22 protein-coding genes and 2 riboswitches are annotated in these 22,909 nt (G+C 70.0%); of the genes, 20 read left to right on the top strand and 2 right to left on the bottom strand.

All coding sequences use genetic code 11. The features are described 5' to 3' along the window. Nucleotides 1–251 precede the first annotated feature (251 nt). From RT282_RS06350 to RT282_RS06310, 9 genes are all read left to right on the top strand, one after another. On the top strand, nt 252–2,048 hold the full coding sequence (locus RT282_RS06350; protein ID WP_313312711.1) for a nitrite/sulfite reductase: 1,797 nt from the start codon (nt 252–254) through the stop codon (nt 2,046–2,048). A 20-nt stretch (nt 2,049–2,068) separates the two neighbouring features. Further along, a complete protein-coding gene (locus RT282_RS06345) occupies nt 2,069–2,464 on the top strand; it encodes a DUF934 domain-containing protein (RefSeq protein WP_313312709.1) in 396 nt (131 codons plus the stop codon). Then, entirely contained in the window at nt 2,461–3,108 is a 648-nt protein-coding gene (locus RT282_RS06340; protein WP_313312707.1) for a phosphoadenosine phosphosulfate reductase family protein, read from the top strand. Before RT282_RS06345 ends, RT282_RS06340 begins: the two co-directional genes overlap by 4 nt. Before the next feature lie 186 nt (nt 3,109–3,294). After that, a complete protein-coding gene (gene cysD, locus RT282_RS06335; protein WP_313312706.1) occupies nt 3,295–4,227 on the top strand; it encodes a sulfate adenylyltransferase subunit CysD in 933 nt (310 codons plus the stop codon). Further along, a complete protein-coding gene (locus tag RT282_RS06330) occupies nt 4,227–5,612 on the top strand; it encodes a GTP-binding protein (protein WP_313312705.1) in 1,386 nt (461 codons plus the stop codon). The genes cysD and RT282_RS06330 overlap by 1 nt, the downstream gene beginning before the upstream one ends. A gap of 137 nt (nt 5,613–5,749) precedes the next feature. Continuing rightward, nucleotides 5,750–6,073, top strand: a complete 324-nt coding sequence (gene fdxA / locus RT282_RS06325) for a ferredoxin FdxA (RefSeq protein WP_313312704.1) — start codon at nt 5,750–5,752, stop codon at nt 6,071–6,073. A gap of 7 nt (nt 6,074–6,080) precedes the next feature. Further along, a complete protein-coding gene (locus RT282_RS06320; RefSeq protein WP_313312703.1) occupies nt 6,081–7,121 on the top strand; it encodes an NAD(P)/FAD-dependent oxidoreductase in 1,041 nt (346 codons plus the stop codon). 26 nt (nt 7,122–7,147) lie between these two features. After that, nucleotides 7,148–7,253, top strand: a riboswitch (TPP riboswitch). Between the two features lie 57 nt (nt 7,254–7,310). Next, a complete protein-coding gene (locus tag RT282_RS06315) occupies nt 7,311–8,612 on the top strand; it encodes a cytosine permease (protein ID WP_313312701.1) in 1,302 nt (433 codons plus the stop codon). Nucleotides 8,613–8,795: 183 nt separating this feature from the next. Continuing rightward, nucleotides 8,796–9,272, top strand: coding sequence for an SH3 domain-containing protein (locus RT282_RS06310; protein ID WP_409519460.1), 477 nt, complete (start codon nt 8,796–8,798; stop codon nt 9,270–9,272). Nucleotides 9,273–9,296: 24 nt separating this feature from the next. On the opposite strand, the gene thiD is transcribed toward RT282_RS06310, so the two are convergent. After that, nucleotides 9,297–10,175, bottom strand: coding sequence for a bifunctional hydroxymethylpyrimidine kinase/phosphomethylpyrimidine kinase (thiD, locus tag RT282_RS06305; RefSeq protein ID WP_313312700.1), 879 nt, complete (start codon nt 10,173–10,175; stop codon nt 9,297–9,299). Between the two features lie 78 nt (nt 10,176–10,253). After that, a riboswitch (TPP riboswitch) is annotated at nt 10,254–10,354 on the top strand. Between the two features lie 45 nt (nt 10,355–10,399). On the opposite strand from thiD, the gene thiO reads away from it, so the two are divergent. From thiO to RT282_RS06265, 8 genes are all read left to right on the top strand, one after another. Next, nucleotides 10,400–11,506, top strand: a complete 1,107-nt coding sequence (gene thiO, locus RT282_RS06300; RefSeq protein ID WP_313312699.1) for a glycine oxidase ThiO — start codon at nt 10,400–10,402, stop codon at nt 11,504–11,506. A gap of 9 nt (nt 11,507–11,515) precedes the next feature. Beyond that, a complete protein-coding gene (gene thiS, locus RT282_RS06295) occupies nt 11,516–11,713 on the top strand; it encodes a sulfur carrier protein ThiS (RefSeq protein ID WP_312306394.1) in 198 nt (65 codons plus the stop codon). 12 nt (nt 11,714–11,725) lie between these two features. After that, nucleotides 11,726–12,547 (top strand): thiazole synthase, encoded by an 822-nt coding sequence (locus RT282_RS06290; protein ID WP_313312698.1) that lies wholly within the window; start codon nt 11,726–11,728, stop codon nt 12,545–12,547. After that, a complete protein-coding gene (locus tag RT282_RS06285) occupies nt 12,544–13,458 on the top strand; it encodes a thiamine phosphate synthase (RefSeq protein WP_313312697.1) in 915 nt (304 codons plus the stop codon). The genes RT282_RS06290 and RT282_RS06285 overlap by 4 nt, the downstream gene beginning before the upstream one ends. Before the next feature lie 48 nt (nt 13,459–13,506). Continuing rightward, nucleotides 13,507–15,039, top strand: coding sequence for a 3-hydroxyacyl-CoA dehydrogenase (locus RT282_RS06280; RefSeq protein ID WP_313312696.1), 1,533 nt, complete (start codon nt 13,507–13,509; stop codon nt 15,037–15,039). Nucleotides 15,040–15,425: 386 nt separating this feature from the next. Beyond that, nucleotides 15,426–16,505 carry a catalase family protein gene (locus RT282_RS06275; RefSeq protein WP_313312694.1) on the top strand — a complete coding sequence of 360 codons (1,080 nt, stop codon included), beginning with the start codon at nt 15,426–15,428 and terminating at the stop codon, nt 16,503–16,505. A 91-nt stretch (nt 16,506–16,596) separates the two neighbouring features. Next, on the top strand, nt 16,597–17,328 hold the full coding sequence (locus RT282_RS06270) for a hypothetical protein (protein ID WP_313312692.1): 732 nt from the start codon (nt 16,597–16,599) through the stop codon (nt 17,326–17,328). After that, nucleotides 17,328–18,704, top strand: a complete 1,377-nt coding sequence (locus RT282_RS06265; RefSeq protein WP_313312690.1) for a Dyp-type peroxidase — start codon at nt 17,328–17,330, stop codon at nt 18,702–18,704. The genes RT282_RS06270 and RT282_RS06265 overlap by 1 nt, the downstream gene beginning before the upstream one ends. Nucleotides 18,705–18,802: 98 nt before the next feature. Here RT282_RS06265 and pmbA read toward each other — a convergent pair whose 3' ends face one another. Then, nucleotides 18,803–20,233, bottom strand: a complete 1,431-nt coding sequence (gene pmbA, locus RT282_RS06260; protein ID WP_313312687.1) for a metalloprotease PmbA — start codon at nt 20,231–20,233, stop codon at nt 18,803–18,805. Nucleotides 20,234–20,339: 106 nt separating this feature from the next. On the opposite strand from pmbA, the gene yjgA reads away from it, so the two are divergent. The 3 genes from yjgA (at nt 20,340) to RT282_RS06245 (ending at nt 22,852) form a co-directional block, all read left to right on the top strand. Further along, on the top strand, nt 20,340–20,996 hold the full coding sequence (gene yjgA, locus RT282_RS06255) for a ribosome biogenesis factor YjgA (RefSeq protein ID WP_313312685.1): 657 nt from the start codon (nt 20,340–20,342) through the stop codon (nt 20,994–20,996). Nucleotides 20,997–21,184: 188 nt separating this feature from the next. Further along, nucleotides 21,185–21,805, top strand: a complete 621-nt coding sequence (mog, locus tag RT282_RS06250) for a molybdopterin adenylyltransferase (RefSeq protein WP_313312683.1) — start codon at nt 21,185–21,187, stop codon at nt 21,803–21,805. Between the two features lie 30 nt (nt 21,806–21,835). Next, nucleotides 21,836–22,852, top strand: coding sequence for a hypothetical protein (locus tag RT282_RS06245; RefSeq protein WP_313312680.1), 1,017 nt, complete (start codon nt 21,836–21,838; stop codon nt 22,850–22,852). Nucleotides 22,853–22,909 lie beyond the last annotated feature (57 nt).

Raw genomic sequence — 22,909 nt, 5'->3', positions numbered from 1 at the left:
CCGGTGACGGCCCTGTTCCTTCCCGTCAGCCGCAGGGCGGAACTCCTGGGTGCCGGGAAAGGGCGCGCCCAGGCCGGCGCATGTCGAACCGGGACGTCTTTTTATATGCCTGTTGCGACATATGTGAAGTCATAAACAGTAGTTTGTTTTTATAAGAACCTTGCCTACAGTCGCTGCGTTGCGTGTCGCGGCGGGCTTTTGCCTTAGGCAGCCCGGCGCGGCACGGCCCCCACACCACGACCCGCCGCGCCATGTACCAGTACACCGAATTCGACCGCCAGTTCGTCCAGCTGCGCGCCCAGCAATTCCGCGACCAGCTCGAGCGCTGGGAGCGCGGGGAGCTGACGGACGAGCAGCTTTTGCCCCTGCGCCTGCAAAACGGCTGGTACATCCAGCGCTACGCTCCCATGGCGCGCATCGCCGTGCCCTATGGCGAGATCAGCAGCACCCAGCTGCGCATGCTGGCGCACATCGCCCGCGAATACGACCGCCCCACGCCCGAGTTACTGGCCCACGCCCAGGCCACGCAGAACGCGCTGGAGGCGTCGCAGCCCGGCCAGACGCTGCCTGCCAAGCCGCTCAAGTACGGCTACGGCCACTTCACCACGCGCACCAACTGCCAGTTCAACTGGATCCCGCTGTCCAAGGCGGCCGACGTGATGGACCTGCTGGCCAGCGTGCACATGCACGGCATCCAGACCAGCGGCAACGACATCCGCAACATCACCTGCGACGCTTACGAGGGCATCTCCGAGGACGGCATCGTGGACACGCGCCCGTTCGCCGAGATCACGCGCCAGTGGAGCTCGCTGCATCCCGAGTTCACCTACCTGCCGCGCAAGTTCAAGATCGCCTTCAACGGCGCGCTGGAAGACCGCGCCGCCATCGGCTGGTACGACATCGGCCTGCAAGCCGTGCGCGATGCCCAGGGCGCCGTCGGCTTCACCGTCAAGGTGGGCGGCGGCATGGGCCGCACGCCCATCGTGGGCACCGTGGTGCGCGAGTTTCTGCCCTGGCCGCAGCTGCTGAACTACATCGAGGCCATCGTGCGCACGTACAACAGCTACGGCCGGCGCGACAACAAGTGGAAGGCCCGCATCAAGATCCTGGTCAAGGCCGAGGGCCAGGGCTTCATCGACGCGGTGGAAGAGGAGTTCAAGGCCATCACCGAGCTGGACGGTGCCCCGCACACCATCACCCAGCAAGAGCTGGACCGCGTGACCAGCCACTTCGTCATCCCCGAACTGCGGCCCGCCGGCCTGCCCTCGCGCGTCGACCCGCAGGGCCAGCTGTACCAGCGCTGGCTGCGCCAGAACGTGCGCGGCCACCGCCTGCCCGGCCTGCGCGCGGTAACGCTGTCGTTCAAGCGCCCGGGCTTTGCCCCCGGCGACGCCGACGCCGACACGCTGGACGCCCTGGCGCAGCTGGCCGAGACCTTTTCTGCCGCCGAGGCGCGCCTGACGCACGAGCAGAACCTGCTGCTGCCCTGGGTGCACGAGGCCGACCTGCCCGCCCTGTACGAGGCCGCCCGCAAGCTGGGCCTGGCCCAGCCCAACATCGGGCTGCTGACGGACATGATCGCCTGCCCCGGCGGCGACTTCTGCTCGCTGGCCAACGCCCGCTCGCTGCACATCGCCGCGGCGATCACCGAGCGCTACCAAGACCTGGACGAGCTCTTTGACCTGGGGCCCATCGACCTGCACATGAGCGGCTGCATCAACAGCTGCGGCCACCACCACAGCGGCCACATCGGCATCCTGGGCGTGGATAAGGACGGCAAGGAGTGGTACCAGATCACCCTTGGCGGGGCGGACGGCAGCGACCTGTCCGGCCCGGCCATCGGCGGCAAGGTGGTCGGCCCTTCGTTCAACGCGGCCGAGGTGCCGGATGTGATCGAGGCCGTGCTGGAGGTCTTCCGCGCCGTGCGCAAGCCCGGCGAGCTGTTCATCGACGCCCTGCGCCGCGTGGGCCACGACCCCTTCAAGGCGGCCGCCAACGCCGCGCGCCACCCCAAGATCGACGAGCCCGCCCTGAGCGAGCAGGACTGAAACCCGAGGCCTAGAGAACTATGAAAATCATAGCAGTCAGCGCTTATTCCACGGGCCTTGAGTCCGAAAAACGCTTGCGAATCCCCAACGACGCCGATCTGGCCGAGCTGGCCGCCAGCGGCGCGCTGGAGGGCGTGCAGGTCATCGAGCTGCACTTCCCCAAGTTCACCGATGGCCGCGCCTACACCCAGGCCCTGCTGCTGCGCCGCCGCTACCGCTTCGCCGGCGACATCCGCGCGACGGGCGACGTGCTGATCGACCAGCTGGTGCACATGCACCGCAGCGGCTTTTCCAGCGCCGTGCTGGCCGAGGGCGTGGACCCCGCCGCCGCCGAGCGTCAGTTCGCGCGCTTCTCAGCCTTCTACCAGGGCGACGTGCACGAGCCGCGCCCGCTGTTCGCACGGGAGGCGGCATGAGCGGCGCCGCCCTCGCGCTGGACCGTGGCCTGGACCTGGCCCGCGTCAACGCCGAGCTGGGCCGCGACGCGCCCGGCCTGGTGCGCTGGGCCCTGGGCCTGGAGCAGCCGGCGATCGTCACCACCAACTTCCGCCCGTTCGAGGCCGTGATCCTGCACTTGGTCACCCAGGTGCAGCCCGATGTGCCCGTCATCTGGATGGACAACGGCTACAACACCGAGGCCACTTATCGCTACGCCGACGAGGTGGCGCGCCTCCTGAAACTGAACCTGCGCACCTACCTGCCGCTGCGCTCGCGCGCCCACCGCGAGGCGCTGGAGGGCCCGGCGCCGGCGCTGGACGACCCGCGCCACGCCGCCTTCACCGAAGAGGTCAAGCTCGAGCCCTTCGCCCGCGCCCTGCGCGAGACCGCGCCCCGGGTGTGGTTCACCGCGCTGCGCGCCAGCGACAGCGCCGTGCGCGCGCAGATGCAGCCTGTGAGCGTCAACCCCGACGGCCTGATCAAGGTGGCGCCGCTGCTGCACTGGACGTCCCGCGACCTGCACCAGTACTGCCAAACCCACGGCCTGCCCAACAACTTCGACTACGTGGACCCGACCAAGGGCGAGGCCCAGCGCGAATGCGGCCTCCATTTAGCCCACTGATATGAAACACCCCCCGCAGGCGCTGCGCGCCTTCCCCCCGCTCTCGCAATGCTGCGCATTGCGGGCAGGGGGACGCAGCCCTCGCTGCGGGGCGGCCCTTGCTCGGCTGCCCTGGCTTGGGTTGCGTCAGTTTGATGCCGCGTGGACCTTGCGCGGCACGATAGATAACCGGATTGGAAAAAACAGATGAACGCCCGTGTCGACCCCGACGTGCTGAGCACCTTGAGCAACCGCCACCTGGACGCGCTGGAGGAAGAAACCATCTTCGTCCTGCGCGAGGTCGCCGCCGCCTTCGAGCGCCCGGCCCTGCTGTTTTCCGGCGGCAAGGATTCGCTGGTCATGCTGCGCTGCGCCGAGAAGGCGTTTGGCGCCGGCCACATCCCGTACCCGCTGTTGATGATCGACACCGGGCACAACTTTCCCGAGGTCACACAGTTTCGCGACCAGCGTGCGGCCGAGCTGGGCGCGCGCCTGATCGTGCGCAGCGTGGAGGATTCCATGGCCCGCGGCACCGTGCGCCTCAGTCGCCCCGACGAACCGCGCAACGCGCACCAGTCGGTGACGCTGCTCGAAGCCATCGAAGAATTCCGCTTCGACGCGCTGATCGGCGGCGCCCGGCGCGACGAGGAAAAGGCCCGCGCCAAGGAGCGCATCTTTTCGCACCGCGACAGCTTCGGCCAGTGGCAACCCAAGGCCCAGCGGCCCGAGCTGTGGACGCTGTTCAACACCCGCATTGCGCCGGGCGAGCACTTCCGCGTCTTCCCCATCAGCAACTGGACCGAGCTGGACGTCTGGCAATACATCGAGCGGGAGGCCATTGCGCTGCCCAGCCTCTACTACAGCCACCCGCGCCAGGTGGTCGAGCGCCGCGGGTTGCTGGTGCCCGTCACGCCGCTCACCCCCGCAAAAGACGGCGAGCAGGTTGAAACCCGCGCGGTGCGCTTTCGCACCCTGGGCGACATCACCTGCACCTGCCCGGTGGCAAGCGACGCCGCCAGCGCCGCGGAGATCGTCATCGAGACCTTGTCGACTGAGGTCAGCGAGCGCGGCGCCACACGCATGGACGACAAGACCAGCGACGCCTCGATGGAAAAACGCAAGAAGGACGGGTATTTCTGATGACCACCGCCACCGCACCTGGCACTATCAAAACAATAGCTGCCAGCGCCCAGCAGGCAAGCGCTGCGGCCACTTTGGACCATGAAACCGCGCTGCGCTTCATCACCTGCGGCAGCGTGGACGACGGCAAGAGCACGCTGATCGGCCGCCTGCTGGTGGACAGCCGCGCCGTGCTGTCCGACCAGTTGGCCGGCGTATCGCGCTCGGGCGAGACCGACCTGGCCCAGCTCACCGACGGCCTGGCCGCCGAGCGCGAGCAGGGCATCACCATCGACGTGGCCTGGCGCTACTTCGCCACGCCCGCGCGCAAGTTCATCATCGGCGACGCGCCCGGCCACGAGCAGTACACGCGCAACATGGTCACCGCCGCCTCGCAGGCCGACTGCGCCGTGGTGCTGGTGGACGCCACCAAGCTGGACTGGCAGCCGGGCGAGCCCGCCCTGCTGGCGCAAACGCGCCGCCACGCCCTGCTGGCCCACCTGCTGCGCGTGCACTCGCTGGTCTTCGCCGTGAACAAGCTGGACGCCGTGACCGACCCCGAGCGGGCCTTCCACCACATCCGCGCGGCGCTGGCGCGCTTTGCGCATGAGGCGGGCTTGAGCGTCGCCGCCACCGTGCCCCTCTCCGCCTTGAAGGGCTGGAACGTGGCCGCGCCCCAGCCCGGCTGGTGCGGCTACGACGGCCCCGCCCTGCTGCAGTTGCTGGAGCGCCTGCCCTGCACCCCGGCCGACGCGCAGCTGCCACTGGCCCTGCCGGTGCAGTGGGTGGAAAAAACCGCCTCGGCCTCGGCCGACACCACACAGGGCCGGCGCGTGTTCTGGGGCCGCGTGGCCACGGGCAGCGTGGCGCCGGGCATGCAGGTGCAGGTCTTCCCCAGCGGCCAGGCCGCGCGTGTGGCCCAGGTGCTGGACCACGCCCGCCGCCCCGCCGACGCGGCCACCGGCGCCAGCGCCGGCATCGTGCTGGACCGCGAGGTGGACGTCTCGCGCGGCGACTGGATCGTGGCCGCGCCAGTGCCGGCGCTCACCGCCGACGACGATTTCGACAGCCCCGCCGCCACCACCGCGTGGCCGGGCCAGCGCGAGCTGTCGGCCACCGTCGCCTGGCTGGACGACGAGCCGCTGGCCGCCGGGCGCGTGTACTGGGCGCTGCACGGCCACCGCTGGGTCAAGGCCAAGGTGCGCCGCGTAGCCCACCGGCTGAACATCCACACCCTGGCGCAGGAGACGGCCGACGCACTGGAACCCAACGCCATCGGCCACGTCGAGCTGCAGCTGCAGGAAGCCATCCCCGCCGCCCCCTTCGCCCATGCACGGGTGCTCGGCTCGATGATCCTGGTGGACACCGCCAGCCATCGCACGGCCGGCGCGGTGCTGGTGCGCTGAGGGGCGCCCAGGCAGCCCCGCGGCTTGATCCGTATCAAGGTAACCGGACCCGGGCCATGGCCTGGCGCCCGGTTGCCGCGCCTCGCAGCCTAAAATTGCGGGCTATCCCGAATACCCAAGAACTCTAGAGCTCACTCATGACTCACGTCGTCACCGAGAACTGCATCAAGTGCAAATACACCGACTGCGTGGACGTGTGCCCCGTGGACTGCTTCCGCGAAGGCCCGAATTTCCTCGTGATCGACCCGGACGAGTGCATCGACTGCGCCGTCTGCATCCCCGAGTGCCCGGCCAATGCCATCTTCGCCGAGGAAGACCTGCCGGCCGACCAGCTGCCCTACATCAAGCTCAACGCCGAGCTGACCCCGAAGTTCAAGAGCATCACCAAGAGGAAGGGTGCCCTGCCCGATGCCGACGAATGGAACGGCAAGCCCGACAAGCTGCAATACCTGGAACGCTGATCCACGCATGAGCACTGCCACGCCGCAGAGCGTTGACGCCGTCGTCATCGGCGCCGGCCCCGTGGGCCTGTGGCAGGTGTTCCAGCTCGGGCTGCAGGGCATCGCCGCGCACCTGATCGATGCGCTGCCCCACGTCGGCGGACAGTGCGCCCAGCTGTATGGCGACAAGCCGATCTACGACATCCCCGGCATCGCGGTCTGCAGCGGGCTTGAGCTGGTCGAGCGGCTGCAGCGGCAGATCGCGCCCTTTGCCCCCACGCTTCACCTCGGCCAGCAGGTCAGCGCCCTGGCCGCGCAGGACGATGGCCGCCTGCTGCTGCAGACCAGCGCCGGCCTGCGCCTGGCTGCGCGCAGCGTGTTCATCGCCGCCGGCGTGGGCGCCTTCGTACCGCGCGCGCTCAAGGTGGAGGGCCTGTCGGCCTTCGACGGCAGCCAGCTGCTGTACCACCCTGCCCGCCTGGATGCCGCCGCCGGCCGCCGCGTGGTGGTGCATGGCGGCGACGCAGCCGCCGTGCAGGCCGCCATCGACTGCGCGCCGCTGGCCGCCAGCGTCGCGCTGCTGCACCGGCGCGACGCCTTCGACGCGCCGGCCGAGGCGCTGGAGCAACTGCAGGCCTTGCGCGCGGCGGGCCGCATCCACGTGGCCACGGGGCAGATCACCGGCGTGCAGGCCAGCGGCGGGCGGCTGCAAGGCCTGCAGCTGCTGAACCCCCAGGGCGAGCCCGAGACGCTGGCGCTGGACCTGCTGCTGGCCTATCCCGGCATCTCGCCGCGCCTGGGGCCGATGGCCGACTGGGGCCTGGCCATGCAGCGCAAGCAGATCACCGTGGACCCAGCCACCTTCGCCACCAGCGTGCCGGGCATCTACGCGGTGGGCGACATCAACAGCTACCCCGGCAAGCGCCGCCTGATCGTCTGCGGTTTCCACGAAGCGACGCTGGCCGCCTTTGCCGCCGCAGAGCAGTTGACGGGCCACAGCGGCCCGCTGGAATACACCACCAGCAGCGAGCGCCTGCAGCGCCGCCTGGGCGTGCTGCCCGCCGCCTAAAATGCCCCGGCGCGGCCGCCCTGGCCGCGTTTTGCTGGGGGTGTCCTGCGCCGATCGCGGCCAGGGCTGAGATCACACCCTTCGAACCTGACTGAGATCATCCTCGCGCAGGGAAAGCACGCCGGGCCGCCGCCATGCCGCAGCGCGCCCGGCGCCTGCCCGCGCGACCTGGCCCAAGGAGCGCACCGCATGACGACTACCCCTTCCCCCGCCGCCGGCGCGGCCAACGAGGCGCTGGCGCCCGTCGCCGCCGCGCAGCGCGTGTTCCGCTGGCACGACCATGCCTCGCTGTGGTTCAGCCTGGGCGTGGGCCTGCTGGTCATGCAGGTGGGCGCCTATCTGATGCCGGCGCTGTCGCCGCGCGAGGCGCTGGCGGCCATCGTCGCCGGCTCAGCAGTCGGCGCCGGCCTGCTGGGCTGGGTGGCCAAGCTCGGCTGCGACAGCGGCCTGGCCAGCGCCGGGCTGATGCACGCCGTCTACGGCCGGCGTTTTGCCGCCCTGCCCATCGTGCTGAACATCGTGCAGCTCGTCGGCTGGGGCACCTTCGAGCTGGTGGTGATGCGCGACGCCACGCTGGCCATCGCGCGCCAGTCCGGCGCCATGGCGGGCGCCGCCTGGGCGGTGCCGGCCACGCTGCTGTGGGGCGGCGTGGTGGTGCTGCTGCTCAGCGGCTCCATGGTGCAGCTGGTGCGCCGCATCATCGCGCGCGTGGCGCTGCCGCTGGTGGTGCTGTCGCTGCTGTGGCTGACCTGGCAGTTCGCCGCACTGGCGCAGGCCCAGGGCCTGGCCGAGCTGTGGCGGCGCCCGGGCGCGGGCGGCATGGGCGTGATGTCGGCCCTGGACCTGGTCATCGCCATGCCCATCTCGTGGCTGCCGCTGGTGGCCGACTACGCTCGCCACGGCACCAGCGGGCGCACGGCGCTGCGCGCCACCTGGGCCGGCTACGCGCTGGCCAACATGTGGTGCTACGGCCTGGGCGTGCTGGTGGCGCTGGTGCTGCCCAGCCAGGATCTGGTGACGGCGCTGCTGCTGGCCCAGGGCGGGCTGATCGCGCTGTCGCTGATCCTGATCGACGAAGTGGACAATGCCTATGGCGACGCGTACTCGGGCGCCGTCTCGGCGCACGCCCTGCGCCCGCGCACCAGCGTGCGGCGCCTCGGCATCCTCATCGCGCTGCTGTGCACGGGCCTGGCGCTGCTGCTCCCCATGCACAGCCTGGAGCCCTTCCTGCTGCTGCTCAGCTCGGTCTTCGTGCCGCTGTTCGGCGTGGTGCTGGGGCGGCTGGCCGGCGGCGCCGCGGCGCGCGTCGACCTGGCACGCACCGCGCCCGTGCACTGGCCGGCCGTGCTGCTGTGGCTGGCGGGGGTGGCCTTCTACCACGCCGGCCCGCGCCTGGTACCCGGCATGGGCGCGGCCCTGCCCACGCTGGCGCTGTGCCTGCTGCTGTCGTGGGCAACGCGCGAGCGCGCGGCCAAGCCTGCTATGGTTTGAGTAGCTGCCAGCGCTTGATCAGCGCCATATTCAAAATATTTAGACTTGAAACCCCCATGAATCAAGCGCCAGCAGCTCTCATTTAAATAGCAACGCCACGCACGCCGGAACTTCGCGGCGCGCGTGCCCCTCCATTTCGGTTGGCCTTTTCACACCCATCCGCACAGAAAGGAACCCCGCCCCGTGTCGTTTGACCTGCCCCGCTTTGCCTCCGCCCTCCGTACCGCTGCCGCCGCGCTGGCGCTGGCCGCGCCGCTGCTGGCCCCCGCCGGCGCGCAGGCGCGCGAGTTCGTCAGCATCAAGGGCAATGTGGTGAACGTGCGCGAAAAACCCACCACGCGCTCGGACACGCTGTGGGAGCTGTCCAGCGGCTACCCCCTGCAGGTGCGTGAGCGCCGCGGCCAGTGGCTGCGCGTGCGCGACTACGAGGCCACGCTGGGCTGGGTCTTCGCCCCACTGACCACCAAGACGCCGCACCGCGTGGTGACGGCGCGCACCGCCAACCTGCGCGCCAAGCCCGGCACAAACAGCCGCGTGGTTGGCAAGCTGGAGCAAAACGAGATCGTGCGCACGCTGGAAAGCCAGGGCACCTGGACCAAGGTGCGCAGGGGCGGCGGCCAGACCGGCTGGGTGGCCAAGCGGCTGACCTGGGGCTGGTGATCCGCCCCGTGCCGCCGCTTTCTCCTATCTCTTTTCTTCTTCGATGATGCGCTGCGCCACGGGCGCGTAGCCGTGGTTCAGCGGCCCCTGGCCGGCGCCCGTGCGCACGTCGGCGCCGGCGGCGATCGCGCCCAGGATGTAGCTGCGTGCCTGGCGCACCGCCTCGGGCAGCTCCCGGCCCAGCGCCAGGTGCGCGGCGATGGCCGACGACAGCGTGCAGCCGGTGCCGTGCCCGTTGTGCGTGGCGATGCGCGGCGAGCCCAGGCGCTCGTGCACGCCGCCGGGCAGGGCCAGCACGTCCACCACACGATCGCCCGGCAGATGGCCGCCCTTGAGCAGCACGGCGCGCGCGCCCAGGGCCAGCAGCGCGTCGGCGGCCTCGTCCAGCTGCTCCTCGACCTCGATGCTGCGCCGCAGCAGCCAGCCGGCCTCATCCAGGTTGGGCGTGACCACGGCGGACAGGGGAAAGAGCGCCTGCACCAGCGCGCCCACCGTCTCCTGGGCGATCAGCCGGTCGCCGCTGGTGGCGACCATGACCGGGTCCAGCACCACGTTTTGCAGGGCGTGTCGGCCGATGGCATCGGCCACCACGCGCACCACCTCGGGCGAGTGCAGCATGCCGATCTTCACGGCGTCCACGCCGATGTCCTCCACCACCGCGTCGATCTGCGCGCGCAGCATCTCGGGCGGCACGCCGTGGATGTCGCGCACGCCGCGGGTGTTCTGCGCCGTGATGGCGGTGATGGCCGTCATGCCGTAGCACCCTAAGGCGGCAAAGGTCTTCAGGTCGGCCTGGATGCCGGCGCCGCCGCCCGAGTCCGAACCGGCGATCGAGAGCACGCGCGCATAGCGCCGCGGCCCGGAGGGTCGGCCCTGCGGGGCCTGGGTGTCTTGCTGCGTCATGGCAAAAATTATCGAGCATGGCCCGGGCTGCGCCACGTCAACACCAGGGTTGGCACCCCTGTGCTGTAATTCCCGCTTCGGACGAAACAGGGGTGCCGCCACGACGTGCTGGCGGCTGAGAACACACCCTCGCACCCGATCCAGATCATGCTGGCGTGGGGAGTTTCCGCAGCGCGCCGCCGCGCCCGTTTTGTCCCCACCAGTCTGCCGGGCTTCAAAACGCGATGCGCTCCCTTCTTCCCTCCCTCGACGCTCCCCTGTCCATCGCCATCCTGGGCGCCGGCCTCATGGGCCGGCTGCTGGCCGTGCGCCTGGCCCGTGATGGCCACCGCGTGCAGCTGCACGAGGCCGGCGGGCCCGACGCCCAGGGCAGCGCCGCGCACGTGGCCGCCGCCATGCTGGCGCCCCTGGCCGAATCCGCCGTGACCGAACCCGGCGTGGTGCGCATGGGCCAGCACGCGCTGGCCCGCTGGCCCGAGCTGCTGGCGCAGCTGGCCGAGCCGGTGTATCTGCAGCAGGACGGCACCCTGATCCTGTGGCACCGCCAGGACGCGGCCGACGCCGCCCGGCTGCAACACACGCTGCAGCGCACGCAGCACGCGGTGCAGGGCCTGCCGGCGCTGCAGGCGCTGGACGGCGCCGGCGTGGCGGCGCTGGAGCCGGCCGTGGCCGGGCGCTTCCACCAGGGCCTGTACCTGCCCGGCGAAGGCCAGCTGGACAACCGCCAACTGCTGGCCGCCCTGGGCGCCACGCTGCAGCAGCTGGGCGTGGACCTGCACTGGCACAGCACCCGCGCGCCGTCGGACTTTGCCCCCGGCACCAAAGATCAGCCCGACCTGGTGCTGGACTGCCGCGGCCTGGGCGCGCGCGCGCACTGGCGCCAGCTGCGCGGCGTGCGCGGCGAGGTGGTGCGCCTATATGCGCCCGGTGTCACGCTGCAGCGCCCCACGCGCCTGGTGCACCCGCGCTACCCCATCTACATCGCGCCCAAGCAGGACCACCTGTTCGTCATCGGCGCCACCGAGATCGAGTCCGACGACCTGTCGCCGGCCAGCGTGCGCAGCACGCTGGAGCTGCTGTCCGCCGCCTACGCGGTGCACCCCGGCTTTGCCGAAGCGCGCATCCTGGAGCTGGCCACCCAGTGCCGTCCCACCCTGCCCGACAACCTGCCCGCCGTGCGCGCCGTGCAGCCGCGCGTGCTGGAGGTCAACGGCCTGTACCGCCACGGCTTCATGATCGCTCCGGCGCTGCTGGACGTGGTCATGGAGCTGCTGCAGACGGGACAATCGCCGCTGGCCTCCCGTTTCGACCTCAGCCTGCAGATGGATTGATCCCTGACCATGAACGTCCTCATCAACCAGCAACCCGTGGAACTGCCCGACGGCGCCACCGTGGCCGACGCCGTGGCGCACCTCGCCCCTCAGGCGCCCTTTGCCGTGGCCGTCAACCTGCAGTTCGTGCCCAACAGCCGCTACGCCGCCCAGCCTCTGGCCGACGGCGACCAGGTGGAAATCATCGCGCCGGTGACCGGCGGCTAAGTTCCTATCTCCATGACCAAGCAAGACACCTCCCTCTCCGCCAGCGCCGACGCGCTGGTGCTGTACGGCCAGTCCTTCGACAGCCGTCTGCTGCTGGGCACCGCCCGCTACCCTTCGCCTGCCGTGCTGGAGGCCGCCGTGCGGCGCGCCCGCCCGGCCATGGTCACCGCCTCGCTGCGCCGCCAGGGCGCGCAGCCGGGCGACGCCGGCCAGGGCTTCTGGGAGCTTTTGAAGCGCCTGGATGTGCCCGTGCTGCCCAACACGGCCGGCTGCTACAGCGCCGATGAAGCCATCACCACCGCCCAGATGGCGCGCGAGGTGTTCGGCACGCCCTGGATCAAGCTGGAGGTGATCGGCGACGACTACACGCTGCAGCCCGACACGCTGAACCTGGTGCAGGCCGCCGAGCAGCTGATCCGCGACGGCTTTCACGTGCTGCCCTACTGCACCGAAGACCTGGTGCTCTGCCAGCGTCTGGTGGACGTGGGCTGCCAGGCCGTCATGCCCTGGGCCGCGCCGATCGGCACCGGGCGCGGGCCCGTCAACCCCTATGGCCTGCAGCTGCTGCGCGAGCGGCTGGATGTGCCGCTGCTGGTGGACGCCGGCCTGGGGCTGCCGTCGCACGCCTGCCAGGTCATGGAATGGGGTTTCGACGGCGTGCTGCTGAACACCGCCGTGGCCCTGGCCAGCGACCCCGTGGCCATGGCCGGCGCCTTTGCCGACGCCGTCTCGGCCGGCCGCACCGCACGCATGGCCGGTGCCATGCAGCCGCAGTCCACCGCCCAGCCCAGCACACCGGTGCTGGGCACGCCCTTCTGGCACCACGCCACATGACGGCCGCCACCGACCTGGCCCAGGCCATCGTGGCCCGGCACGCCGCCGCCTTTGCCGGCTTCGCGCCCGAGCCCGTTCCCCCGTTCACCAGCGACGCGCCGGCCTACCGCGCCGCGCTGGCCGCGGCCAGCGAGCTGGGCTTCATCGCGCAGGACGCCGAATGCATCGCCCGCGCCTGGGCCGCACAGGCCGCGCGCACCGGCCGCTTCGATCCGGCCCAGTGGCCCGATGCGCCGCAGGACTTCGGCCTGGCGCAGCGCAGTGATGGCCACGGCCCAGCCTTCGCCGAATGCCCGCAGGCCCTGGGCCTGTACGCCGTGCTGCCCGATGCCGAATGGGTGGGCCGCATGGCGCGCGCCGGCGTGCCCACGGTGCAGCTGCGCTTCAAGAGCGACGACCGCGACTCGATCGCCCGCGAGGTGCGCGCCGCCGTGGCCGCCGTGCAGGGCACGGGCGCGCTGCTGTTCATCAACGACCACTGGCGCGACGCGCTGGACGCCGGCGCCTACGGGGTGCACCTGGGCCAGGAAGACCTGGACGCGCTGCCGCCGCAGGATCTGGCCGCGCTGCGCACATCCGGCGCGCGCCTGGGCGTCAGCACCCACGGCTACGCCGAGATGCTGCGCGCCGCGGCCGTGCGGCCCAGCTACATCGCCATGGGCGCGGTGTTCCCCACCACGCTGAAAAAAATGGCCACCGCACCCCAGGGCCTGGGCCGGCTGGCGGCCTATGCACGCCTGACACGCGGCTACCCGCAGGTGGCCATCGGCGGCATCGACGAAGCGCGCTTCGGCCCGGTGCTGGCCACTGGCGTGGGCTCCATCGCCGTGGTGCGCGCCCTCGTCGCCGCGCCCGACCCCGAGACCGCCGCCGCGCGGCTGATGCGGTCCATGGCGGCGCACCGCGCCTGAGAACGTGCCCACGATCTCCGTCCTCGCATGGTGCGGATAATTCCGCCCATGCAAACACCCCAACCCACTCCCTTCACCCGCGTCGGCATCGTCGGCACGGGCGCCATGGGCCGCGGCATCGCGCAGATCGCGGCGCAGGCGGGCAGCACCGTCCAGCTGTTCGACGCCCGCAGCGGCGCCGCCCATGCCGCGCGCGAGGCCGTGCTGCAGCAGTGGCAGCGCCTGCAGGACAAGGGCCGCGTGCAGCCCGGCGAGGTGCAGGCCTGGAGCGAGCGCCTGGTGCCGGTGGCCACGCTGGGCGAGCTGGCCGGCTGCGAACTGGTGGTCGAGGCCATCGCCGAGGACATGCAGGCCAAGCGCGACCTGCTGGCGCAGCTGGAGGCCGTCGTGGCGCCCACCGCCGTGCTGGCCAGCAATACCTCCTCGCTGTCCATCACCGCGCTGGCGGCCGGCCTGCGGCATCCCGCGCGCATGGCCGGCTTTCACTTCTTCAACCCCGTGCCTTTGATGAAGGTGGTGGAGGTGGTGGCCGGCCTGCGCACCGCCCCCGCCACCTGCCAGCAGCTGATGCAGTACGCCCGCGCCATGGGCCACACGGGCGTGGCAGCCAGCGACACGCCCGGCTTCATCGTCAACCACGCCGGCCGGGGCTTCGGCACCGAGGCGCTGCGCATCGCCGGCGAGGGCGTGGCCGACTTCGCCACCATCGACCGCATCCTGCGCGACCAGGTGGGCTTCAAGCTGGGCCCGTTCGAACTGCTGGACCTGACCGGCCTGGACGTCTCGCACCCGGTGATGGAATCGATCTACCACCAGTTCTACGACGAGCCGCGCTTTCGCCCCAGCCCCATCACCGCCCAGCGCTTGGCCGGTGGCCTGCTGGGGCGCAAGAGCGGCGAAGGCTTTTACCGCTACACGGACGGCCAGGCCGAGCTGCCGCCCGAGCCGCCCGTGCCTCAGGTGGGCGAGCTGCCTCCGGTGTGGGTGTCGCCGCGCGCGGCGCGCCGCGCCGAGCTGTACCAGCTGCTCAAAGACCTGGGCGCGCAGATCGAGACCGGCGCCGCGCCCTCGTCCGCCGCGCTGATCCTGGTGGCGCCGCTGGGCTTTGACGTGACCACGGTGGCCGTGGTCGAGCGCCTGGACCCGGCCCGCACCGTGGGCATCGACCTGCTGGTGGACGACGCCGCCACGCGCCGGCGCGTGCTGGCCACCAACCCGGCCACGCGCGCCGACATGCGCGATGCCGCCCACGCGCTGTTCGCGCGCGACGGCAAGGCCGTGAGCGTGATCCGCGACTCCGGCGGCTTCGTCACGCAGCGGGTGCTGGCGGCCATCATCAACATTGCGGCGGACATCTGCCAGCAGGGCATCTGCTCGCCCGCCGACCTGGACCGCGCCGTCACCCTGGGCCTGGGCTACCCCGTGGGCCCGCTGGCGCTGGGCGACCGCTTCGGTCCGGCCAGCGTGCTGGAGGTGCTGTTCAACCTGCAGACCGTCTACGGCGACCCGCGCTGGCGCCCCAGCCCCTGGCTGCGCCGCCGCGGCGCCCTGGGACTGAGCCTGACGCACGAGGAGGCCTGAGCGGGGCAGCCGGCGACTATCAATAAGATAGCTGCCGGCGCTTGATCTGCGGGCGTTAGAACCGCTTTTGGCCTCATTTTCCTGGGTAGCGCCGAGCTTTCGCCCTGCGGCTGGTGGCGGCCGCCTGGGCATAAACGCACGCCCGTGCGTATCTTTGTGCAACCGACGTTTCCGGCGCAGCAAGAAATCCCCGGGTTAACCCTGAATCACCCTGCTCCGGCCCACTCGCCCCACCCGGGCGGACTGTCCGCTGCTTCGCCAATGCACCCGCCGCTGTCAGCCAGCGGCGCTTTTGCACGCTGTCACAGCCATTGACAGCCTGTCTGTCGCGCGTCCCTACCATGGCCCGATGAGTTGCCCTGCGGCAACACCCTGAGGAGGACGCCATGACTGCACTGCCCTATGACGACACCGTCGAACAGATCCAGGAGGACGAAGCCCGCCTGACCCAGGAAATCGTCGCCCGCATGGCTGCCGCCCAGGCGCGCAACGCCGAGCGCCACCGCCACGCGCACCGCGACGCACACGCCAAGAGCCATGCCATCCTCAAAGGCACGCTCGCCGTGCACGCCAACCTGCCGCCCGAGCTGGCGCAGGGCCTCTTCAGCCAGCCGCGTGAATACGAAGTGGTGGCGCGCCTGTCGTCCGCGCCCGGCGACATCCACAGCGATGAAGCCCCCGCGCCGCGCGGCTTTGCCATCAAGGTCATGGGCGTGCAGGGCGATCGCCTGTTGCCCGGCCTGGGCGGGCACAACCAGGATTTCCTGATGGTCAACTTCCCCGTGCTGGCCTTTGGCACGGTGCAAGACTATCCGCGCTTTCTGACGCTGCTGGAGGCCAATGCCGACGCACCCCAGCCGCTGCAGCGCGCCGTGGCAGCCGCCGCACGCGGCATAGAGAACGTGGTCGAGCGCCTGGGTGGCACACCCGGCGCCACCGTGCAGGGCCTGGCGCAAAAGAACACCAACATGCTGGGTGAGACCTACCACACCCAGGCGGCCATCCGCTTTGGCAATTACGTGGCCAAGCTGTCGCTGGCGCCCTGGGGCGAGCTGCAGGGGCTGAACGAGCAGCCCATCGGCGAGGGCTTTTCCGCCATGCGCGACGCGCTCACGTCGCACTTCGCCAAACAGGGCGCCACATACGAGCTGCGCGCGCAGCTGCAAACCGACCGCACCGCCATGCCGGTGGAGGATGCCTCCGTTCTGTGGGACGAGAAGGCCTCGCCCCACCGCGCCATCGCCACGCTGCGCTTCGACATCCAGAACCCGTATTCGCCCGAGCGCCAGGTGTACGGCGACGACCACCTGGCCTTCAACCCCTGGAACGGCGTGGCGGCGCACCGTCCGCTGGGTTCGATCATGCGCGTGCGCCGGCCGGCCTACGAGTCCTCGACCGCGCAGCGCCACCGCCTGAACGCCCTTCCCCGGCGCGAGCCCGCATCGCTGGCCGACATCCCGGATTGACGCGCTTTCTCCTTGAGGAAAAGAGGAGCAAGGAAAAAGCCGCCGCCAGAGCCGGCCCCGCAACGCATCGCTTGAAAGAAAGGCTGCACCCATGAACACCAAAACCCAGAGCAAGCCCCAGGACGGCCAGGAATCGGGCGGCGACCCGCGCCTGGAAGGCGAGAGCCGGCTGGCCGAGTTCCGCCGCATCGCCCAGGAAATCGCCGCCGACGCGCCGCAGGTGGCCAAGATCGCCATCGACGCGCTGGTGCGCGACCACAACCCGCTGTTCAAAGGCAGCTCGCAATCGGCCGGCCGCGCGGGACGCCAGTCGGGCAACGTCTCAGAGCTGACGGCGATCGCCACGCTCAAACCCGGCGGCGCCGACCGGCTGCGCCGGCTGTTCAAGCTCACCGGCGGCAATTTCGACGGCGCGCAGCGCGTGTCCACGCTGCACGACATGCGCTTCGTGTTCTTCGACGATGACAAGCGCATCCTTTTTGCCACCACCTACGACGGCGACTGGGACACCTACATCAACGACTTCGCCACCAAGATTCCCGGCCTGATGGACCTGCTGTTCGCCAACGTCGAAGGCTGGCCGGGCATCGACTCTCCCGAGGTCAAGGACTACATCGCCCAGCACCAGATCGACGCCGCCGGCTGGTTCGTCGCCAACCCGCAGGTCACCGTGGTGGACGTGCGCCGGCTGCAGCGCATGGAGCAGGCGCTGGACAAGTTTCTGGATGCCATGAGCAAGAACAAGGACATGGACCAGTCCACGGCGAAGGCGCTGGACGAGCTATCTAAGGAGATCTCTCAACCGCAGGGGGTGGACTACTGATGGCGCTGCTGCAACACCTCAAGGACCGCTTCCACCGTGACAAGGTCACGCTGCAACTTCACGATATCCAGGCGCTGATCCTGCGCTCGCGCCCTGAGCCCTACGTGGGCATCCACGCCATGCTGCACGTCGATGAGGCCGAAGGCGGGCGCGACCTGATCGCGCGCCTGGCCAAACATATTCCGTCGGCCGACGATTGGACGGGCGACCTGAACGCCTGGACCGGCGTGGCCATCAGCCACGCGGGCCTGAAAGCCCTGGGCCTGCCGGACAGTGCTCTTGCGTCCTTCCCTCTGCCCTTTCGCCAGGGCATGGCCCAGCGCGCCGAGCAGCTGCGCGACTTCGGCGAGAACGCGCCCGAGACCTGGGAGGAGGCGTATCAGGGCGAGCGCCTGCACATCGCTCTGACCATCTACGCCGAAGACAAAGCCGCCCTGGATGAGGCAGTGGACAAGGCCATGGGCGAGCTACGCGCGTCGAGCGGCGTGACGCTGGTGGGCACGCACGAGTTCGGCGCAGACGAGGAAGCCAAGAACCCCTTCGGCTTTCGCGACGGCATCTCGCAGCCGGTGGTCCAGGGCGCCGGCGTCGAGCCCCCGCCCGGCGGTGGGCGCGCGCTGGCGCCGGGCGAATTCATCCTGGGCGAGAACAGCGAGAGCGGCCAGCCGGTGGCCATGCCCGAGCCGCCCGAGCTGGGCCGCAACGGCTCCTTCGTGGTGCTGCGCAAGTACGACAGCCGCCCCGGCGCGTTCAACGACTTCGTGCGCCAGCACGCAAGCGGCGAGCAGGAGCAGGAAAAGCTGGCCGCCAAGCTGGTGGGCCGCTGGCGCTCGGGCGCGCCGCTCAACCTCTCGCCGGAGCACGACGACGAGGCGCTGGGCGCCGACCCTCAGCGCAACAACGACTTCGATTTCAAGGGCGACGAGCGTGGCCTGGTCTGCCCGCACGCCGCGCACATGCGCCGGCTGAACCCACGCGGCACCAGCCTGACCATCCTGACCGACGAGAACATCCACCGCATCATCCGCCGGCCCTCGACCTTTGGCCCGAAGTGGACGCCCGCGCTGACGGCGAGCGACGACGGCGGCGAGCCGCGCGGCATCTACTTCATCTTCATCAGCGCGCGGGCCTACGACACCATCGAGTTCCTGCAGCAGGAGTGGATCAACCGCGGCAACTTCCTGGACCTGGGCAAGGAGCGCGACCCCGTGGTGGGCCTGCACGAGGAGCCGGGCACGTTCACCATCCCCGAGCAGCCCGTGCGCCGGCGCATCGACGGCGTGACCACCTTCAACCGCCTGCGCGGCGGCGAATACCTGTTCATGCCGTCGCTCACGGCGCTGCGCTGGATCGGCGAGGCTGGGTGGAAGTATTGACGGCGCTCTGCGCAGTTACTATTAGAAGCATAGCTGCCAGCGCAATATCGGCGGGCGCTGGCAACGTTTTTTGCTAAAAAATCCTGGGCGCACTGCGCTCAGGAGCCCGCCACCTTCATCCGGTTGACCAGCACCGAGCCCACCGTCTTGGCGCCGTAGGTGTAGGCGTCCGCGCCCACGGCCTCGATGCCGCGCAGCATGTCCCGCAGGTTACCGGCGATGGTGATCTCATGCACCGGGTAGGCGATCTGGCCGTTTTCCACCCAGAAGCCGCTGGCACCGCGCGAATAATCGCCCGTGACGTAGTTCACGCCCTGGCCCATCAGCTCGATGACGAACAGGCCCGTGCCCAGCTTTTGCAGCATGGCGGGCAGGTCGTCGCCCGGGCGGGTGTGGCGCGAGGTGAGCACCAGGTTGTGCGAGCCGCCGGCGTTGCCCGTGGTCTTCATGCCCAGCTTGCGCGCCGAGTAGGTGGACAGGAAGTAGCCCTGCACCTTGCCCTGGCGCACCACCTTGCGCGGCGCCACGCGCACGCCCTCGTCATCAAACGGCGAGCTGCCCTTGCCGCCGATGAGGAACGGGTCTTCGTCGATGTCGATGTGCTTGGGGAAGACCTGCTTGCCCAGTGAATCCAGCAAGAAGGTGCTGCGCCGGTACAGCGCGCCGCCGCTGATGGCCTGCACGAAGCCGCCCAGCAGGCCGGCGGCCAGGGGCGATTCGAACAGCACCGGGCATTCGCGCGTGCTGATCTTGCGGCTGCCCAGGCGCGACAAGGCGCGCTCGGCGGCGTAGCGGCCCACCGATTCGGGCGAAGCCAGCTCGCGCGCGTCGCGCATGGAGCTGTACCAGGCGTCGCGCTGCATCTCGCCATTGCGCCCGGGCAGGCTGGCGATCGGCGCCACCGAAATGCTGTGGCGCGAGCTGGCGTAGCCGCCGCGAAAGCCGCGCGTGTGGGCGCTGAAAAAGTGCGACTGCTGCGCCGACACGCCCGCGCCCTCGCTGTTGGTGATGCGCTTGTGCGTGGCAAAGGCCGCGGCCTCGCACTCCAGCGCCAGGCGTGCGGCCTCTTCGCTGTCCACGGTCCAGGGGTGGAACAGCTGCAGGTCGCGGTGCGACTCCTGCGGGGCGATGTCGGCCGCGTCAGGCAGGCCGGCCACCGGGTCTTCGGCGGTGAAGCGGGCGATGTCGTAGGCGGCCTGCACGGTGCGCTCCACGGCGGCCTCGGAGAAATCCGAGGTGCTGGCGTTGCCGCGCCGGCGGCCCACGTAGACCGTCACGCCCAGCGACTTGTCGCGGTTGCGCTCCACCGTCTCCAGCTCGCCCTTGCGCACGTTCACCGACAGGCCGCAGCCCTCGGAGGCGTCAGCGCCGGCATCGGTGGCGCCCAGTTTCTTGGCGTGCGCCAGGGCATGGTCCACCAGGCCCTCGAAGAACGAGCGGGAGTAGCTGAAGCCGCTTTGCGGCGCGTCGGTGGAGGTGGGCTGGCTGGGGGCGGCAGCGCGCTGGGCGCCTGGGCGGGGAGTGTTCATAGCGGCGGCTATGATACTTGTCGCCCCTGGCGCCCGCAGGCGCGCAGCGCCCCGCAGGCCGCGCCGCCGCGGCTTTTTCTCCCGCCCCGAATCCCACCTGCCACCGATGTCACGCAAACCCAAAAAAGGCTACTTCGTGAAGGGCCATTTCGTTGCCGAAGGCAGCGAGCTGGACCTGCAGCTGAAGGCCGAGCTCAAAGGCACGCCCGGCAGCACCAAAACCGACCTGAAGCGTGAAAGCGACGCGCTGCAAACCCTGGGCGGCGAGCTGCTCACGCTGCGCGCCGACCTGATGGCCCGCCTGGAGCTGCCCGAAAAGCTGGTGGATGCGCTGCACGAGGCCGCACGCATCACCAACTTCGAGGGCAAGCGCCGGCAGATGCAGTTCGTCGGCAAGCTGATGCGCAAGCTGGATGAAGACACCATCGCCGCCATCCACGCCGCGCTGGACGAGCAGCGCAGCGGCAGCGCCGCCGAGCGCCTGCTGCTGCACCAGGCCGAGCACTGGCGCGACCAGCTCATCGCCAGCGACGAAGCCCTGGCGCAGTGGCTGGAGCTGTTCCCGCGCACCGACACGCAGCAGATCCGCGCCCTGATCCGCCAGGCCCGCAAGGACACGCCGCCGCCGGACGCCGCCGCCGTCTCGCAAGGCCTCGCGCCGCGCAAGAGCCGCTCCTACCGCGAGCTGTTCCAGCTGGTGCGCGCGCAGATGACCGACGCCGGCGACCACGCGGCGGAGGAAGAGCGCTCTGCGGATGCGTGATTAAGAGCAACCCCCTGAGCGCCTGCGGCGCTTCCCCCTTCTCTCGAATAGCTGCGCCATTCGGGAAGGGGGACGACGCTGGTGGACCGGCAAAGCCGGATCCACGGCGTCTGCTGGCCTGGGGTGCGCCGGTTTCATGACGGGTGCGCTGCGCCTATCCACGGCTACGGATTACTGAGATGACGACTATGACCACGCCCTCCGCCCTGCCGCCGCCCGAGCCGGTGAAGATCGGCATCGTCTCCGTCAGCGACCGCGCCAGCAGCGGCGCCTATGAGGACAAGGGCCTGCCGGCGCTGCAGGACTGGCTGACGCGGGCGCTGCACAACCCGGTTCACTTTGAGCCGCGGTTGATCCCAGACGAGCCCGAGCAGATCGCCCAGGCCCTGATCGAGCTGGTGGACCAGGCCGGCTGCAGCCTGGTGCTGACCACCGGCGGCACCGGCCCCGCGCCGCGCGACGTCACCCCGGAAGCCACCCTGGCCGTGGCCGACCGCGAGATGCCCGGCTTCGGCGAGCAGATGCGCCAGATCTCCCTGCGCTTCGTGCCCACCGCCATCCTGTCGCGGCAGACGGCAGTGATCCGCGGCAAGAGCCTGGTCATCAACTTGCCGGGGCAGCCCAAGTCCATTGCCGAGACGCTGGAAGGGTTGAAGGGGGAAGACGGAGCGCAGCTGGTGCCCGGGATCTTTGCGGCCGTGCCCTATTGCATCGACCTGCTGGGGGGCCCGTACCTGGAGACGCGCGACGCGGTGTGCAAGGCGTTTCGGCCGAAGGCGGCGGTACGGCACGTGCGCACCGGCGACTGACTCCTTAGGCGCCACTTACTCCAATCCTCCATGCCCATTTACCGCTGCAACCAATGCGGCTTCGTGAGCGAAGACGCCCAGACCCCTGTCAATGCCCAAACGTCGTGCGGCCGGTGCGGCACGTCCAGCAGGGTCTACGGCACCGTGTTTTTTGTGGAAGAACTGGTCAAGAGGCTTGCCGTCACGACGCGCGAACTCAATGCGCTCAAGCAGGAGGCAGCCAGTGCGGCACCACCGCCCGCCGCCACGCCACAGCAGCCCACCCAGGCCGCGGCCGCGCCGGCCGCAGGTAAGGCGCTGGCCAACGTAGCCGGCCTGGCCACGGAGGAGCAGCACGCGCCTCTCAAAGCCTGGTTTGCCGCCCGTCAGATCGAAGTGCAGCTCGACCCGGCGCATGTGGACACGAGCGGTTTTTTCGACGACGCGGCGCTGCTCCTGGGCAGCAACCACACACTCTTTGCCGAACTCATCGAGCGCGTGCGCTTCGCCTACCGCAAGAGCCACAGCTGGATCAACCTGGAACTGGCCAGCCTTGCCCAGAAGGATGCGCAGGCCATCAACCAGCTGTGCCGCAAGCTCTACGAGCACACTTTCTTCGCGCGCTACCACTACCAAAAGCCCGAAAAAATCGTGCGCCTGACGCTGCAGCCTGCGGCGGCCATCCGGCATTTCTTCGAGGGTGGCTGGCTGGAGTGGTATGCGCTGATGGCGCTGCTCGGGCAAGTGGACAACCATCCGGGCGGCGTGTCCTGCGCACGCAGCGTGAAGGTGGTGTTTCCCAACGAGGACCTGCACGAGTTGGACGTGGTAGCCCTGCCTGCGGGTCAGCAGCCCATTTGCATCGAATGCAAGAGCGGCGAGTTCCGCCGCGACATCGACAAGTACTTGCGCCTGAAAAAGCGCCTGGGCCTGGAGCGTGGTCGGTTCGTGATCTGCTCTGCAGAGCTTAATGACGAACAGGCAGCGGGACTGAGTGCGATGTATGAGCTGAGCTTCGTGAACCTGCAGACGCTGGCGCCGCATTTGCAGCGGTTGATTTCGTCCTGAGTTTTTGATGTGGCTGGCCGGGACTCGCCCCGGCGGGCGACTTCCTTTCTTGCTCGT

This window comes from Pulveribacter sp. (genome assembly GCF_032079985.1).
Taxonomy (GTDB): Bacteria; Pseudomonadota; Gammaproteobacteria; order Burkholderiales; family Burkholderiaceae_C; genus Melaminivora.
Note: the sequence above shows the minus strand (reverse complement) of the source record. Positions and strands in the feature narration are given on the sequence as shown.

Bases quoted from the DNA above. Each gene is read 5' to 3' on its own strand.
- RT282_RS06350 (WP_313312711.1), top strand. From the start codon at position 252: ATGTACCAGTACACCGAATTCGACCGCCAGTTCGTCCAGCTGCGCGCC.
- RT282_RS06345 (WP_313312709.1), top strand. From the start codon at position 2,069: ATGAAAATCATAGCAGTCAGCGCTTATTCCACGGGCCTTGAGTCCGAA.
- RT282_RS06340 (WP_313312707.1), top strand. From the start codon at position 2,461: ATGAGCGGCGCCGCCCTCGCGCTGGACCGTGGCCTGGACCTGGCCCGC.
- cysD (WP_313312706.1), top strand. From the start codon at position 3,295: ATGAACGCCCGTGTCGACCCCGACGTGCTGAGCACCTTGAGCAACCGC.
- RT282_RS06330 (WP_313312705.1), top strand. From the start codon at position 4,227: ATGACCACCGCCACCGCACCTGGCACTATCAAAACAATAGCTGCCAGC.
- fdxA (WP_313312704.1), top strand. From the start codon at position 5,750: ATGACTCACGTCGTCACCGAGAACTGCATCAAGTGCAAATACACCGAC.
- RT282_RS06320 (WP_313312703.1), top strand. From the start codon at position 6,081: ATGAGCACTGCCACGCCGCAGAGCGTTGACGCCGTCGTCATCGGCGCC.
- RT282_RS06315 (WP_313312701.1), top strand. From the start codon at position 7,311: ATGACGACTACCCCTTCCCCCGCCGCCGGCGCGGCCAACGAGGCGCTG.
- thiD (WP_313312700.1), bottom strand. From the start codon at position 10,175: ATGACGCAGCAAGACACCCAGGCCCCGCAGGGCCGACCCTCCGGGCCG.
- thiO (WP_313312699.1), top strand. From the start codon at position 10,400: ATGCGCTCCCTTCTTCCCTCCCTCGACGCTCCCCTGTCCATCGCCATC.
- thiS (WP_312306394.1), top strand. From the start codon at position 11,516: ATGAACGTCCTCATCAACCAGCAACCCGTGGAACTGCCCGACGGCGCC.
- RT282_RS06290 (WP_313312698.1), top strand. From the start codon at position 11,726: ATGACCAAGCAAGACACCTCCCTCTCCGCCAGCGCCGACGCGCTGGTG.
- RT282_RS06285 (WP_313312697.1), top strand. From the start codon at position 12,544: ATGACGGCCGCCACCGACCTGGCCCAGGCCATCGTGGCCCGGCACGCC.
- RT282_RS06280 (WP_313312696.1), top strand. From the start codon at position 13,507: ATGCAAACACCCCAACCCACTCCCTTCACCCGCGTCGGCATCGTCGGC.
- RT282_RS06275 (WP_313312694.1), top strand. From the start codon at position 15,426: ATGACTGCACTGCCCTATGACGACACCGTCGAACAGATCCAGGAGGAC.
- RT282_RS06270 (WP_313312692.1), top strand. From the start codon at position 16,597: ATGAACACCAAAACCCAGAGCAAGCCCCAGGACGGCCAGGAATCGGGC.
- RT282_RS06265 (WP_313312690.1), top strand. From the start codon at position 17,328: ATGGCGCTGCTGCAACACCTCAAGGACCGCTTCCACCGTGACAAGGTC.
- pmbA (WP_313312687.1), bottom strand. From the start codon at position 20,233: ATGAACACTCCCCGCCCAGGCGCCCAGCGCGCTGCCGCCCCCAGCCAG.
- yjgA (WP_313312685.1), top strand. From the start codon at position 20,340: ATGTCACGCAAACCCAAAAAAGGCTACTTCGTGAAGGGCCATTTCGTT.
- mog (WP_313312683.1), top strand. From the start codon at position 21,185: ATGACCACGCCCTCCGCCCTGCCGCCGCCCGAGCCGGTGAAGATCGGC.
- RT282_RS06245 (WP_313312680.1), top strand. From the start codon at position 21,836: ATGCCCATTTACCGCTGCAACCAATGCGGCTTCGTGAGCGAAGACGCC.